The sequence below is a fragment of the Pseudomonas quasicaspiana genome (genome assembly GCF_021147825.1).
GTDB classification, from domain to species: domain Bacteria; phylum Pseudomonadota; class Gammaproteobacteria; order Pseudomonadales; family Pseudomonadaceae; genus Aquipseudomonas; species Aquipseudomonas quasicaspiana.
Genome location: NZ_JAGTPI010000072.1, coordinates 14,230 through 29,081, shown reverse-complemented (window position 1 = coordinate 29,081; position 14,852 = coordinate 14,230). Strand labels below are relative to the sequence as shown.

The 14,852-nt window shown below is 57.2% G+C and carries 14 protein-coding genes; 8 read left to right on the top strand and 6 right to left on the bottom strand.

Annotated elements, in window-relative coordinates; all coding sequences use genetic code 11:
- Window positions 1-134: 134 nt before the first annotated feature.
- Both KDX30_RS26205 and KDX30_RS26200 read right to left on the bottom strand, forming a co-directional pair.
- Window positions 135-635: a hypothetical protein gene (locus tag KDX30_RS26205; protein WP_231677918.1), complete on the bottom strand. Its 501-nt coding sequence runs from the start codon at window positions 633-635 to the stop codon at window positions 135-137.
- Between the two features lie 108 nt (window positions 636-743).
- Window positions 744-1,097: an SPOR domain-containing protein gene (locus KDX30_RS26200; RefSeq protein ID WP_122398449.1), complete on the bottom strand. Its 354-nt coding sequence runs from the start codon at window positions 1,095-1,097 to the stop codon at window positions 744-746.
- Window positions 1,098-1,414: 317 nt separating this feature from the next.
- Between KDX30_RS26200 and KDX30_RS26195 the strand changes: the two genes are divergently transcribed.
- From KDX30_RS26195 to KDX30_RS26160, 8 genes are all read left to right on the top strand, one after another.
- Window positions 1,415-2,482 carry a M4 family metallopeptidase gene (locus KDX30_RS26195; protein WP_231677917.1) on the top strand — a complete coding sequence of 356 codons (1,068 nt, stop codon included), beginning with the start codon at window positions 1,415-1,417 and terminating at the stop codon, window positions 2,480-2,482.
- A gap of 17 nt (window positions 2,483-2,499) precedes the next feature.
- Window positions 2,500-2,799 carry a protealysin inhibitor emfourin gene (locus tag KDX30_RS26190; RefSeq protein WP_099269533.1) on the top strand — a complete coding sequence of 100 codons (300 nt, stop codon included), beginning with the start codon at window positions 2,500-2,502 and terminating at the stop codon, window positions 2,797-2,799.
- Window positions 2,800-3,254: 455 nt separating this feature from the next.
- A complete protein-coding gene (locus tag KDX30_RS26185) occupies window positions 3,255-5,366 on the top strand; it encodes a putative bifunctional diguanylate cyclase/phosphodiesterase (RefSeq protein ID WP_231677916.1) in 2,112 nt (703 codons plus the stop codon).
- Between the two features lie 223 nt (window positions 5,367-5,589).
- A complete protein-coding gene (locus KDX30_RS26180) occupies window positions 5,590-6,219 on the top strand; it encodes a paraquat-inducible protein A (RefSeq protein ID WP_231677915.1) in 630 nt (209 codons plus the stop codon).
- Complete coding sequence (locus KDX30_RS26175; protein ID WP_122704203.1) at window positions 6,219-6,833, top strand: paraquat-inducible protein A; 615 nt, start codon at window positions 6,219-6,221, stop codon at window positions 6,831-6,833. Before KDX30_RS26180 ends, KDX30_RS26175 begins: the two co-directional genes overlap by 1 nt.
- Complete coding sequence (locus KDX30_RS26170; protein WP_122704201.1) at window positions 6,826-8,508, top strand: PqiB family protein; 1,683 nt, start codon at window positions 6,826-6,828, stop codon at window positions 8,506-8,508. Before KDX30_RS26175 ends, KDX30_RS26170 begins: the two co-directional genes overlap by 8 nt.
- Window positions 8,505-9,116, top strand: coding sequence for a PqiC family protein (locus KDX30_RS26165; protein WP_122704200.1), 612 nt, complete (start codon window positions 8,505-8,507; stop codon window positions 9,114-9,116). Before KDX30_RS26170 ends, KDX30_RS26165 begins: the two co-directional genes overlap by 4 nt.
- Before the next feature lie 298 nt (window positions 9,117-9,414).
- Entirely contained in the window at window positions 9,415-9,900 is a 486-nt protein-coding gene (locus KDX30_RS26160; RefSeq protein ID WP_231677914.1) for a helix-turn-helix domain-containing protein, read from the top strand.
- A gap of 147 nt (window positions 9,901-10,047) precedes the next feature.
- On the opposite strand, the gene KDX30_RS26155 is transcribed toward KDX30_RS26160, so the two are convergent.
- The 4 genes from KDX30_RS26155 to KDX30_RS26140 form a co-directional block, all read right to left on the bottom strand.
- Window positions 10,048-11,313, bottom strand: coding sequence for a Zn-dependent hydrolase (locus tag KDX30_RS26155; protein ID WP_231677913.1), 1,266 nt, complete (start codon window positions 11,311-11,313; stop codon window positions 10,048-10,050).
- Between the two features lie 312 nt (window positions 11,314-11,625).
- Entirely contained in the window at window positions 11,626-12,807 is a 1,182-nt protein-coding gene (locus KDX30_RS26150; RefSeq protein WP_231677912.1) for an amidase, read from the bottom strand.
- A complete protein-coding gene (locus KDX30_RS26145; RefSeq protein WP_231677911.1) occupies window positions 12,804-13,811 on the bottom strand; it encodes an ABC transporter ATP-binding protein in 1,008 nt (335 codons plus the stop codon). Before KDX30_RS26145 ends, KDX30_RS26150 begins: the two co-directional genes overlap by 4 nt.
- Window positions 13,808-14,851 (bottom strand): ABC transporter ATP-binding protein, encoded by a 1,044-nt coding sequence (locus tag KDX30_RS26140; RefSeq protein ID WP_122398437.1) that lies wholly within the window; start codon window positions 14,849-14,851, stop codon window positions 13,808-13,810. The genes KDX30_RS26145 and KDX30_RS26140 overlap by 4 nt, the downstream gene beginning before the upstream one ends.
- Window position 14,852 lies beyond the last annotated feature (1 nt).

Genomic DNA, 14,852 nt, shown 5'->3' with positions numbered 1-14,852 from the left:
AGGCACCCAGTGGTGGGGCAAGAGCCTTTTGCTTACTTTTGGCTGGGCCGGCTTCCGGCTCCTTTCAAAAGTGAGGCGCTGTAAAAGCGCAACCAATATGAGCCATCACCCAACACCGGATATACACACAAGACCTAAACCGAACTCCCCGGCACCAACGCCTGCAACTGCCTGGCAAAATGATCCGCTGTAAAAGGCACCGCTTCAGACTCCTTCACGCCAATGCGCTTCTTCTCCATCCACTGCACACCTTGAGTAGCATCCACACAGATCAGCGACACCTGCTCCTGCGCATGCGGGCTCAACCCTGTGGCCGAAATCGACACCAGCCCTTTCGCCCCCATCGCGTCAGGAATCAAGGCTACCTGCCGCCCCGCAATCGACAGCGTCATGCGCTGAGTGCGAAACGGAGAGTTTTCGTCGGGATAACCTTTGCTTTGTGCAAGATGCGGCTCGAACTCCACAGTGATCTGACCATTGTCGGTCAGCGGCTTGAGCCACGCCTCGATCTGCTCGTAAAGTTTCAGAATGCTGGCCTGCCATTGCGCCAGGCCGGTGTGGAATTGCTGATGCTTATGTTCTTCATTGCGTTGATTGGCGCTCAGTAACTCGCCCAATCTTTGAATTTCGTCCATAACAGCGCTTCCCGGTTCACGCATCGAATGATTCGAAGCACGTGAACCGAGGGTGTCACAGCGATCATCCAGTGTCTTGCTACATTCACGGCGACAGCTGAATAGCCGTCAGGACGGCACCCGCTGAATGACCACCGGGGCGGCTTTGCGGTGGGATTTGGCGATTTTAGCCAGCAGCTCAGTGCGGATTTCTTCGGCGCGTTCCTGGCTTGGGTAAGGTCCGATCAGCAATTGCTGCTTGCCATCGATGGTCACCAGATAAGGCGGATAGCTGCGCTCAAGCAACCAGGCGCTGATATCGCTCAGTGCCTCATTGGCATTGATCTGGATTTCCCATTGCGGAGCAGCCTGCGGGGCTTGTACCGCGGTCGTCGCCTGCACCTTGGGCGCGGGTGGAGTCGACTTGTCGGCATCGCAGCCAGCCAGTGCCAGCACCGCTATCATCATTGCCAAATTGCGCACGTCTGCTTGCTCCTCTCAAAAGTGGGCGCAAGTTTAGCATTGCTGCCATCGACAACGGTCCATTCACGCTGGCGACACTTCGTCGCTCTCTGGCAGCAACGAATGCCATAGATCACCCCGTCAGTCAGGCCTGGCTGGCGCGCATCTCTCAAAGACTGATACCGCAGTTACAAATTCTAACGATTGGACCTGCCGTTTTTCAGCGGCAATCGAGGTTCAACAGCGCTCTCCGGCGAACGGGCGGAACATCGTGGGCACGGGCGCTGCCCAAAAAGAGTCCGTTACGGTTTTGTAACACTGCTCAGGGAGTTTCACGCATGTGCCATCGAAATCCGCTGCATTGCATCGTCCCCCCTTACATTCTCGAACATCTGGCTCAGTCGCCTCACGCACGGGTCAGAGCTCTGGCGATTACCAATCTGGCCAGCAGTACGGCCTTTGTCGCTTTTCGAAGCTCAGCACGAGCCATGCCGAGCTTGCTTGCAAGCAAATCGCCGGACGGTAAGAAGAGTCGACTGGTTTACGACGCCAAGGGCACCAATAAACTGCCGGGTACGCTTGGCCGCTCGGAAGGCCAACCGGACACAGCCGACGCTGCTCTGGACGAAGCTTTCAATGGTTCAGGCGATGTTTATGACTTTTATAACGAGCTGTTCGGCCGCAATTCGCTGGATGACAACGGGATGACGCTGGTTTCCACCGTCCATGTCGCCGAGGTGGATTTCGAGGGGGGCTTCGTGCCTATTAACAACGCGTTCTGGAATGGCGAGCAAATGGCCTACGGTGATGGCGACGGAGAGGTCTTCAAGCGTTTTACCGGCAGTCTGGAAGTCATCGGCCATGAGCTCACCCACGGCGTACAGTCTTTTACCAGCAACTTGAGTTATCAGGGACAGTCAGGCGCACTCAACGAACATTTTGCCGATGTGTTCGGGATTCTGGTCCGTCAGTGGAAAGAAGGCACCAGCGCTGAAGAATCGAGTTGGGTGATCGGTAAGGAGCTATTGGTCCCCGCCCATACACGTCGCGGCATCCGCGATATGGAGAACCCGGGTACAGCGTACGTGAACGATCCGGACTTGGGCGATGACCCGCAACCCGCCAGCATGGCGGGCCTTTACACCGGTCCCAAGGATAACGGCGGCGTACACATCAATTCGGGCATCGCCAATCGGGCGTTTGTGCTGGCGTCCAAGGCGCTGGGCGGGAATGCCTGGGAAGTGACTGGCAGGATCTGGTATGAAACCTTGCTGCAGTTGCAGAGCAACAGTCAGTTCGCTGACTGTGCGAGGATCAGCGTACAGGTCGCGGGCGGCAAGCAATACGGCACAGCCGCGAAAAAGGCCGTCAAGGCAGCCTGGAAAAAGGTCGGCATCAACGTTTGATACTGAGGAACACCATCATGAGAGTCTGTTACGTGCAGTCCGGGGGATTTGTCGGCGCGGTCAAAAGCTGCGAGGTGAACATGGCTGACCTTGAACAGCCATTGGTTGACCAAGTGAAGCGTCTGATGGAGGAACGCGGCCTGCAAAAATCCACCGATGCGGGCTCGGAGCACGCCCGTGACCAGAAGCAGTATGAGATCACGATTGAGGACGACACGAACGCGGTTTGCATTTCTTTCGATGAGCACAACATTCCTGAAGAGGCGAAAACGTTGCTGAGCTACCTTCAGAAACGGGCAAAGCCGGGGAAACTTTGAGCTGGCCGGGCTGGCCGGACGTCCTTCCGGCTAAAGCAGATCCCACGGAACTGCGCAGATCCTGTGGGAGCCGAGCTTGCTCGCGATGAACGATAACGCGGTCTGACTGAACAACGGCAGTGCCCACATCGCGAGCAAGCTCAGCTCCCACATGGAATTGCGTTCTTCCGTAGGACCGGGCTTTAGCCGGGAGGGCGTCGGGACACCCACCAAATCTTCTTCGCCAGAAATACCGTCCTCCCGGCTAAAGCGGAGCGCCGCCCGGCCGGTCCTACGGGATTGCAGGCCAACATAGAATCTCCCACTGGGTTCTGTGCAAATATGAATGCACACCATGTTTAACAAGCAAAACAAGTGATGGCTAATTGATGCTATCCTAGGGATCGGATCCCATCCCGCAGCCTTCCATTCCGACCTTGTCGTTGCTGGTGTGCCGATCCAGTTCAGAGGACGAAATGATCGCACCCATCCTTGCTCTGTATTTCATTTCCACGGGAATATTGGTCATGGGCGCGTTCAATGCCGCGTTGCTGGCCCGCAACAGTGGTTACACCCGAGCCTGCGTCATGTTTTCCGCGACCTGCCTGGTCTTCGCCCTGTTTCAGGTTGCCTGTGCCGTCCAGTACTCAGCACACACAGTTCAGGCGGCACTGTCAGCCCACAAATGGGTCAACTTTTTCTTGCTGTTACTGGTCCCGCTGAGCAGCTACCTGATTGCCGCGCTGGAAAACAGACCCAGCGCTTACAGGGCCTCCTGGCTGATCGCTGGCGTGGCCGCTTTTGCAATTGCCTACAACGCCTACAACCCCTTGGGTTACCGATTTGAACACTTGTACTCCAATGGCTTGAGCACGACTGCCTGGGGGGAACGGCTGTTCATCCTGGCTGGCGAGCCGTCGGCGATTTATAAGGTCATACGCCTGTTGTCGTTCACTCTGCTGATCTGGATCACTCTGTTTTCACTCAGAATCAGAAAGAAGGCGGGGCCACTCTCGAATATTGTGATCTGGACGTCCATTGTCCTGTTGCTGACCTCTACCGTCCTGACCAGCCTGGCCGATGCCGGAGTCGTCCAGGTGCCCTATCTAGGCGCCTTTGGCTTCCTGTTTCTGGCGGTCTGGTTTTCTGTGATGGTCAAGGCGAGGGTTTCCAGAAGCCGACGAGAAAAAGCACGTACCGATCGGGCGCTTGAACAGGAGATCTACAGCCACCGGATCGCTAACAAGCGCTTCGAGCATGCCCTTCACAACGATGCCCAGACTGAGTTGCCTAATCGTGCCGGAGCATTGGTCAGGCTGCAAAGCTTGATAGCCGTCAATAAACAGAATCAAACCAGGCTCGTGGTTTTCCTGCTAGGGCTTGATCAGATGGGAATCATCAATGGCACGCGTGGACACAAGGCAGGCGACCAGTTGCTGGTCAAGATTGCGCAACGCCTGCAACTCACCACGCGCGACAGCGACCTCATCGCGCGGGTCGGCACTGATCAATTGTTAGTGGGCGCCAGCGGAGTCAAAAACGAAAATGGCGTTGCTCGTTTGCAGGAAAAGCTGTCCAAGGCCCTGGCGTCATCTTTCGATATTGCAGGCAGCCAGCTGAAAATAACGTCCAGTGCCGGGGTTGCAGTATTCCCGGATGATGCCTGCCAGCCCGAGGATATCCTCGGCGCTGCCGAACTGGCACTGCACGAGGCCAAGAGCTTTGGCCCAGGCAACTTGCGGGTCTATCACCCTGCCATGAAAGAAAACATTCAAGAACGGGTTGATTTCGAGGCAGCGCTTGGCCTGGCCCTTGAGAAGAGACAGTTTTTCCTGTGCTATCAACCCCAGGTGCTGGCTTCGGATGGCCGGACTGTATGCCTTGAAGCACTCATCCGCTGGCAGCATCCGGATTACGGTCTGGTCATGCCGGATCGATTCATCCAGGTTGCAGAATCCATGGGCATCATTGCCGACATGGGTGCATGGGTTATCGAAACCGCCTGCGAGCAGCTCGCCCGCTGGCACGCCATGGGTTTCACCGACCTTAAAGTGGCGGTCAATCTGTCAGTTCAGCAGTTGCTGGTCAGCGAACTTGAAGCGACGGTCACCAGTGCGCTGGTGCGGCACAATCTGCAGGGCCATCATCTGGAACTGGAGATTACCGAGTCGGTGCTCATGCAGGATCCCGAGCGCTCCATCGAGCGGCTTGCCGATCTGCGTCGACTGGGCGTGCGGTTATCAATCGACGATTTTGGTACGGGCTATTCATCGCTGGGTTATCTGCGAGTCTTGCCGGTGCATGCCTTCAAACTTGATCGCAGCTTTGTCCGCGACATCGGCAAAGGCGGCAAGGATCTGGAGATTTGCGCTACCGCTATTGGACTGGCGATCAACCTGGGTCTTGAAATTGTTGCCGAGGGCGTTGAAACCCAAGAGCAGATCGAGCAATTGCGCGCCCTTGGCTGCCACCTTTTGCAAGGCTACTTTTTTGCCAGACCGCTCAGTGTCGAGGCTGCCAGTGACTTTCTTGCAGCCGAGCTCAAACGCCTGGAGAGCATTTCTTACGAGCCTCCCATCGCAATCTGAACTTCAAACCTCGTCCTGATGAACATCAAAGATAGGCTTGACCAGCATCAGGAAGAGTCAGCCAGCAATAATGGCTTATTGGCATGTGAACGTCGGTCAGCGCCCGCGGTCCATCTTTCATGCCATTAAAAGGAACGGCTGAAAAATGGAGCCATATGCGCGTCAAAAAGGTATCTTCTCGCCCTTCGTTCTCTTGCGTTATTCTCCCCGGCCCGCGGCGTAGATGAGCACCACCTTGGCTGACACCACACCCTCTAACGATCTGATCATCTGCGAACATTGCGATTCGCTGTACGAGGCTGTTCCCCTGCAAAAGGGCGAGACGGCATTTTGCGCGCGCTGCGGTGCGGTTCTTGCGCGGCCTCACCGCTTGAGTCTTGAACAATTACTGGCATTGACCATCGCCGCTGCAGTGCTATTCGTCTTTGCCAACCTGTTCCCGGTGATCAGCATCAGCATGAAAGGCCTGAGTAATGAGGTCACTCTGTGGTCGTCCGTGGAGGCTCTTGCCCAGGGACGCATCACATTGATTGCACTGGTTGCCGGCCTCTCGATCATCTTTGCCCCCATGCTGCAGATCATCCTGATGTTCTGGGTGTTGCTCCATGCGCAAAAGGGCCAGATAGCTCCGGGCTTCAAGATGTGCATGCGTGCGCTGGAACATCTAAGGCCGTGGAGCATGCTGGAAGTCTGCATGCTGGGCATCCTGGTCGCGATCGTGAAACTGTCGGGCATGCTCGACGTGCATGCAGGCGTCGGCTTGTGGGCCATGGCCATGCTGATGGTGCTGATCATTCTGATCGCCGGTAAGCACACGCGTCGCCTTTGGACCGAACCGGGAGTGCCACGTTAGTGAACGGCATACCCTTCGCCCACGAACACGGCCTGACGCTTTGTCACATCTGCGGCTACGCTTGCCCGGAGAACAGCCACGAATGTCCGCGTTGTGAATCCCCGGTTCATACACGCAAACCCAACAGTATCGTTCGCACCTGGGCGTTTTTGATTGCCGGACTGATTTTCTATATTCCGGCCAATGCCCTGCCCGTGATGTACACCACGATGTTTGGCAACAGCAGCCAGAACACCATCATGAGTGGAGTCATCGAATTTTTTAAAAGTGGCTCGTGGGATATTGCGCTGCTTATCTTCATCGCCAGCGTGGTGGTGCCCAGCATCAAATTCTTTGTCCTCGGCTTGCTGCTCATTACTTGCCAGCGTCGCAGTACCTGGGCCATGCGGGAGCGGGCAAAGCTGTATCGGTTTATCGAATTGATCGGCTACTGGTCGATGCTTGACGTGTTGGTGGTGGCATTAGTGGCCGCCCTTGTGCAGTTTAATGAGCTCAGCACCATTGAGCCCAGAATCGGCATTCTGTTTTTTGGTCTGGTAGTGGTGATGACGATGTTCGCCGCCATGAGTTTCGATCCCCGGCTTATCTGGGACGCAGAGGTTGAAGATGTCTGACAATACCCTCCCCCCTTCTTCATCGGCCCCGAGCCGCCCGGATATAAAACGGCGGCGCCTGCGTGTTTCGCTGGTCTGGCTGGTGCCGATCGTTGCCGCGCTTATCGGGATCTCCATGGCGGTCAATAACTGGATGTCACTCGGCCCCAAAATAACTGTGAGCTTCCTGACCGCCGAGGGGCTGGATGCCAACAAGACCCAGGTCAAGTACAAGAATGTGGTCATCGGTATGGTCACGGATATCAAGCTCAGTGAAGACCGGACGCATGTTCTGGCAACGATCGAGCTGAACAACTCTGCGGGGCCGTTCACACGAGAAGACACTAACTTCTGGGTCGTACGTCCGCGGATCGGCGCACAAGGCGTCTCGGGCGTCGATACGCTATTGTCCGGTGCCTTCATCGGTGCTGACGCCGGCAGGTCGGAGAAAACCAAGGCTGACTTCACCGGGCTTGAAACGCCCCCACCTGTGGCCTTTGGGGAAAGAGGCAAGCGTTTCAAACTGCATACCGACGACCTTGGCTCACTGGACATCGGCTCGCCGGTTTACTACCGCCGCATTCAGGTCGGACAAGTCGTGTCTTACGAGCTGTCTAAGGACGGCAAGGGCGTCGACATTCAGATATTTATCAACGCGCCCAATGATCAGTACATATCCACCGATACCCGTTTCTGGAATGCCAGTGGCGTGGATGTCACTGTGGGCACTGCGGGCCTGAAAATCGACACTCAGTCCATGGCTTCGATATTGTCAGGCGGGATTGCCTTCCGCGAACCTAACTGGAGCCCTGATGCCAAACCCGCAGACGAAAATGCCGAGTTCAAGATATTCGATGATCAGGCTTCTGCCCTCGCCCCACCCGATGGTGAGCCGAACTATATTCGTTTGCGCTTTAACCAGTCCCTCAGGGGCCTCGCTGTCAATGCCCCGGTAGATTTTCTGGGCGTCAACATTGGTCGCGTAGTGTCTGTCGACCTCGATTATGACCCCGAGTCCCAGACATTTCCGGGCGTGGTCGGTGCAGTGATCTACCCCAAACGCCTTGGCGCTGCACAAGAGAAACTTCAGCAACTGGGCGGTAGCGGTGACGTTGACGAACAATCGGCACGTATCCTCGGAGCATTTGTGGCTCGGGGCCTGCGTGCGCAGATCCGAACGGGCAACCTGCTGACGGGGCAGTTGTACATTGCGATGGATTTCGATCCGAAAGCGCCCAAGGTTGTGTTCAATCCTAAAAACCGCCCACTGGAAATACCTACCGTGCCGGGCAGCTTCGACAAGTTGCAGGAACAGTTGCAGGCCTTCGTCGAGAAACTCGGCAGACTGCCTCTCGATGATCTGGCAAAAAATCTCAACGGCAGTCTGAGTGAATTGCAGAAAACCCTTAAAACCGTCAACGGCACAGTCTTGCCGGAGATGCGTGGCACGCTGCAACAGGCGAAGAAAACACTGGGCACGGCGAATGACACGCTGTCCGAAGACTCTCCGGCACGTCAGCAACTGGGCCAGGCCATGGACGAGGTGCAGCGCACCGCGCGCTCGGTCCGGGTACTGACCGACTTCCTCAGTCGTCATCCTGAAGCATTGCTTCGTGGCCGTACTGGCGACGCCGCGCCGGGCTCTTACAAAGCCCCTTCATCATCTCGTGCCATCGACCTGGAGCCACAACAATGAGTTTGCGTCTGAAGTTCATGGCCTTGGCAGCCGCGCTGGGACTCAGCGCTTGCTCCTCGACGCCTACCCACTACTACACGCTGATTGCACCCATGACTTCGAATCCACAGCCGATTACCAGCCCGGCTCCATTTCAGTTCGAAATGCTCCCGGTGTTGATGGCGGTTCAGGTCGATCAACCGCCGCTGGTGGTGCGTCAGGGCAATGGCAGCCTGGCGATTCTGGACGCCGAACGTTGGGGATCGCCATTGGGTGACGAATTCCACGATGCGCTGACAGGCCAGCTGGAGCGTCGCTTTGGCAGTCGCGACATGGCGGGTTTGCCGAAGGACGCTGCACAACCTGTCTTGTCACTCCGTACGGATGTACGCCGCTTTGAGTCAGCGTTAAATCAATACGCGCTGATTGACGTTGTCTGGACGCTGGGTTTGCGCAACAACGACGCGAAACGGCAGAGCCTGACCTGCAGCAGCATCATTCGCGAACCGGCAGGCCAAGGCATGGAAAATCTGGTTATCGCCCATCAACGAGCAGTTTCGCGACTGGCGGACAGCATCGCTAAAACCGCAACAACCTGGTCGCAACAAACCAGCACACGCTGCCCTTGATACGCTAACTCCCTCCGCGGCCCCCCGGTGGGCCGCTGCTCATGGCATCAATTGCGATGCATATTCATCGCCAACACATCTGATTGAAACTATGCGCCAACTAATTAACGTGTTTGGATCCACTTGAGTCTCGTTTAGCTGTATTGTTAACATTCTTTCGGTGGAGTAAACCATCGGACTGTCGTATCCGGTTGATTTCATTATCTTTGCTGTAAATCTGGATCAGTCATATTCAACCCTGACAAGTTGCCGCCCTCTGGCGTGGCAATCCTCATGAATAACTGCTCGGAAAGCCGCCATGACTAAAATCGGTCAACGTCTGAAAGAAGAACGCCTGCGACTCAAACTGTCACAAAGTGCGCTGGGCTCGATTGGCGGTGTTGAAACAAATGCGCAAGGCAATTACGAGAATGGCTTGCGATACCCCAGGGCCGATTATCTATCCCGAATCGCCAACGGTGGCATCGATGTGGCCTATGTGGTGACCGGCCTTCGTTTACCCCTCGTCAACGGGGAGTCTCGCGCCGACGATTTGTCCTCAAGCCTGCCTGCTCGCGATGGCTTGAACGGCACTGATCGTCTGGACAGCCTGATCGAACGCCTGCAAAACAACCTGCACGGCATCACTACCGACTTGTATCAAATCAGTCGGCTGGCTGACGCCAGCAGTGAATCAGGCACGGCCGACAGCAGGAATACCCAACTCGAAAACATCAAGGGCGAGGCTGAAGCCATTGCGCTGGCGACTTTACGCCTGATCTTCGTTACCTCGCGTTTGAATTGATCAGATACCCTCATTTGAAGTTATCGTTGCAACGATTATCGCAAATAGATATATCCGTCTATTAATTAAGTTACTGCAGTAATTAACGGGGCTTTGTCAGCGGTTCATAAGTCCGGCAAGCCCCACTAATGGATGGACATCCCGGCATTATTGAGCAGCACTTACCATCGCTCGCAGCAGCACTGCGCAGCCAGCCGCCAGATCTTCGGGTGTCGCGTTTTCGATTTCGTTGTGACTGATACCGCCTTCGCACGGCACAAAGATCATCCCCGCTGGTCCCAGTTCGGCGATAAAAATAGCATCGTGCCCCGCACCACTGACGATATCCATATGGCTAAGCCCCAGTTGCGCAGCTCCCTGGCGAACAGCGTCGACACACAGGCTGTTGAAGTCCAGTGGCAGAAAGTCTGCCGTGGGTGTCAGCTCATGGCTCAGGCCATGCTGGGCGCAGGTGCTTTCGATCACTTGCCGCAGCTCATCAACCATTGACTGCAGCTTGTCAGCCTGAAGGTGCCGAAAATCAATGGTCATCTTCACTTCGCCAGGGATTACGTTACGTGATCCCGGATGGATATTCAGACACCCGACGGTGCCACAGGCATGAGGCTGACTCTGCAACGCAATGCGGTTGACCGCACTCACGACCTGCGCAGCCCCGACCAGCGCATCCTTGCGCAAAGACATGGGCGTCGGCCCCGCATGGGCCTCGACGCCGGTGAGGGTCAGATCGAACCATTTCTGCCCAAGACAGCCCATGACCACGCCAATGGTTTTTGCCTGATCCTCAAGAATCGGGCCCTGTTCGATGTGTGCTTCGAAGTAAGCACCCACCGGATGACCGAGCACCGCCCTGCTCCCTGCGTAACCAATCCGCTGCAGCTCTTCACCGACTACCAGACCTTGCTCGTCCTGCTTGGCCAGTGTCTCGGCCAGGTCCAATTGGCCTGCGAACACCCCCGAGCCCATCATGCACGGCGGGAAACGCGAGCCTTCCTCGTTGGTCCAGACTACGACTTCCACCGGTGCATCGGTTTCCAGCCCCAGATCGTTTAGGGTGCGGATCACTTCCAGCCCGGCCATCACTCCAAAACAGCCGTCGAACTTGCCGCCAGTAGGCTGAGTGTCGATATGGCTACCAGTCATCACTGGTGCGCGATCCGGATTGCGTCCGGGACGCCGGGCGAAGATATTTCCGATGGCATCGACGCTCACCGTACAGCCCGCCTCCTCGCACCATTTGACAAACAGATCCCGGGCCTGACGATCAAGGTCAGTCAGCGCAAGCCGACACACGCCGCCCTTGACCGTAGCGCCTATCTGCGCGAGATCCATCAATGATTGCCAGAGGCGCTGACTGTTGATCAGCGGAGCATTGGAAGTGAGCAATGTTGTCGAGGTGAACGGGGTGGTCATGATGGTTTCTCCAATTTTTTTTTGGCATTGGCTTGATTTGCAATCTCTCAAACGACATCCAACCGCAGAATTGAATGCACTCCTGTAAGAGATCGCCCGGTGCCCTGACACAGCGCTGTCGCTCAGCAAACGGGGCCCTATAGGAGCGCGCCTGGTCTGGGCCGCATCCAGAAGATGCGGTGCGTCAGCGAAAAATGTGTTGCCTGACCCGATGCAATCGCGGGCAAGAGCGCTCCTACAGTAGAAAAGCATTCCCAGCCCGGTTAGCTATTTCATGTTTGATGAGCGCTCACCGAGGTCCAGTGTTGGCTGCTACAGGCCCTGCGCCACAGCAATCTTCACCGCCAGCTTCACCAGGCTCAAATCACTGCCCACCGGGCCCATCAATGAAATGCCCAGCGGCGCCCCGTCTTTCATCGTCAGCGGCATGCTCAACTGCGGGGTACGGCACAGCACCGATATCGCCAGCAAGTGATGGGAAATACGCCGGGTCTCTTCGATCTCTTCATCCCTGGCACTGAGCAAAGGCGCGATATCCGGGACGGTGGGCATCACCAATACGCGATCACCCAGCAGCTCTTTCCAGTGCGCCGCAAACCGTTCGCGCAACGCACAGGCGTCGTTGTACTGCTCGTCAGTGACCGCCTTTGACCAGGCAAAACGTGCCGCGACATCCGCACCCAATGCCAGGCCTTCACGTTCAATCAACTCACCCTGCGCCTGCCAGGCCTCACGCCCCTGAATGTAACGGAACGCCCAATAGGCGTCGGTCAATGAGGGCAGCTCACTGTGGAGCTTTTCCAGCGGTCCACAACAAGCGGTGATGTGTGCGATGGCCGGAGCCAATACATCCAGCGATGCCTTGGGCAACAGGTCGAATAACGCCTCGCTGATCACCAGTTTCGGTGCCTCCGGCAATGGCGCCGAATCCTCACCCAGCAAGCACTCCCCCACCAGGCCGAACACCTTGGCCTCGCGGGCAAAATACCCGGCAGTGTCCATGCTTTCGCACAGCGCCTGAGTGTTTGCCAGCGACACCCGACCATGGCTCGGGCGCAATCCGAACAACCCGCAGTAGCTGGCCGGGGTTCGAACCGAACCGCCTGTATCACTGCCCATGGCGAAATCACACAACTTGTTCGAGACTGCCGATGCCGACCCCGACGACGAGCCGCCCGGAATCCGGTCATGGGCCGCGCCGTTGCGTGGGGTGCCGTAGTGAGCGTTTTTGCCGCTCATTGAATAAGCCATTTCATTGGTGTGCGCCTTGCCCACCAGTTCGGCACCAGCGTCCAGCAAGCGCTGGATGGTCGGCGCAGTCAGCGTCTTGATCCCGGACATGGCCAACACATGGGGGTTGCCACCTCCGGTTGGATAACCCGCTACGTCAAACAGGTCTTTGGCGGCAAAGGTGTAACCCGCCAACGGGCCGCTGGCCGCACGGGGTACATCAACGTGGGGATAGGGCATGAAAGCAAACGCAGAATCGGTCATGTCATGGACTCACAAACGGAATGAACGGGGGCCTGACTCCAGTGATGGCAGCTCACGGAGTGCTCAGCAAAAATGTCCTCGATAGCCGGAACTTCGTTGCGGCAAATTTCACTGGCGCGCGGGCAACGCGGGGCGAAGGCACAGCCTGTCGGCAGATTAGCCAGATCAGGAGGCGCGCCGGGAATGCTGATCAAGCGCTCGCCTTTACGCAGGCCATCTTTGGGACGGGTACCGAGCAAGACCTGGGTATAAGGGTGCCGGGGGTTCTCAAGCAATTCGGCCAGAGGCGCCTGCTCGACGATGCGCCCGCCATACATCACTGCCACACGGTCCGCGACCTCAACGGCTGCACCAATGTCGTGGGTCACGAAGATGATCGAAAGGCCCAGCTCCTGCTGCAATTCGCGCAGCAGGATCAGAATCTGGATCTGCACGGTGGCGTCCAGCGCTGTGGTCGGTTCGTCCGCGAGCAAAATCTGCGGTTTGCAGGCCAGCGCCAAAGCAATCATCGCCCGCTGGCGCATCCCCCCCGACATCTCGTGGGGGTAGGCATCCAGACGCTGCTCGGGGCTGGGAATGCGCACATTGAGCAAGGCCTCAAGTGCCGCCGCGCGGGCTTCGGCTTTGGACATCGGCCGATGACGGCGCAGCGCTTCGACGATCTGCTGGCCAATGGTGTAAACCGGATCAAGCGCCAGCAACGGTTCCTGAAAAATCATTGACGCCACAGGGCCGCGCAGCGCCTGCAACTGGCTGCGGGACAGTTTCATCAGGTTCTGCCCGGCGATATCAATCTGTCCCTCGATGGTGGTCGAACGCTCGGAATGCAGGCGCATCAAGGCTCTCAACGTGACGCTCTTGCCCGAACCGGATTCACCGATCAGCGCCAGGACTTCACCCTTGGCCACTTCCAGGCTGACGCCATTGACCGCTGATAACGTCTGCCCTCCACGTTTGAAACGGACCTTGAGGTCACGCACGGCAACCATGGATTGTTCGCTCATGCCAGTGCTCCTCTGTGAATCAACTGCGCCGATGGACTGCGGCTGTGCCCTGCTCCCGGCTGGACCATCAGGCATGCCGCCTGATGCTCGTCCCCCGTGTCAGTCAGCACCGGAGCGGTCTGCGCGCAAATCGCTTCCGCGTGTGGGCAGCGGGTGTGGAAACGACAGCCTGACGGCGGATTGATCGGGCTGGGAGGATCGCCGGACAACGGCGATACCAGCGTTCGACTGGCCGGATCCATGGATGGCATGGACGTCAGCAGCGCCCGGGTGTACGGGTGCTGGGCATCCGAGAACAAGGCTTCTGCGGGGCCGATCTCAACAATCTCGCCCAGGTACATGACCATGATCCGGTCGGATAAATAGCGCACCACGTGCAAATCATGACTGATGAACACGTAGGTCAGTTGCAGGCTGTCCTTGAGGTCCAGCAACAGGTTCAGAACCTGCGCCTCCACAGATTTGTCCAGCGCCGAAACGGCTTCATCAAGGATCACCAGACGCGGGTCCACCGCCAGTGCCCGGGCGATGTTTACCCGCTGACGCTGCCCGCCGGAAAGCTCGTGGGCATAGCGACCGGCAAAGCGCGTCGGCTCCAGTCCCACCCGGCCCAGCAGGTCGCGGGCGCGAAGCAAGGAATCCTTCTGGCTAACGCCGTGTACGGACGGGCCGAACGCTACGGATTGCTCCATGGTCAGGCGCGGGTTCAGGGAGGAATAGCTGTCCTGAAAAACCATTTGCACCTGACGCCGGTAGTCTCGCAACGGCAATTGAAGCCCACCGACGCTCATGGCGTCGAAGACCAGTTCGCCGCTATCGTGCTCAATCAACTGCATCAACAGCCGAGCCGTGGTGGACTTGCCGCAGCCGGACTCACCGACCACACCAAGGGTTTCGCCCTTGTGGACGACAAAGTTGATGCCATCCACGGCACGAACCACGCTGCGTTTACCCAACGCACCTTTGACCGGGAAGTGTTTGACCAGATTTTCCACTTTCAGCAGTGGCTGCGCTGGACCGCCAATATCGCGCTTGGTCATC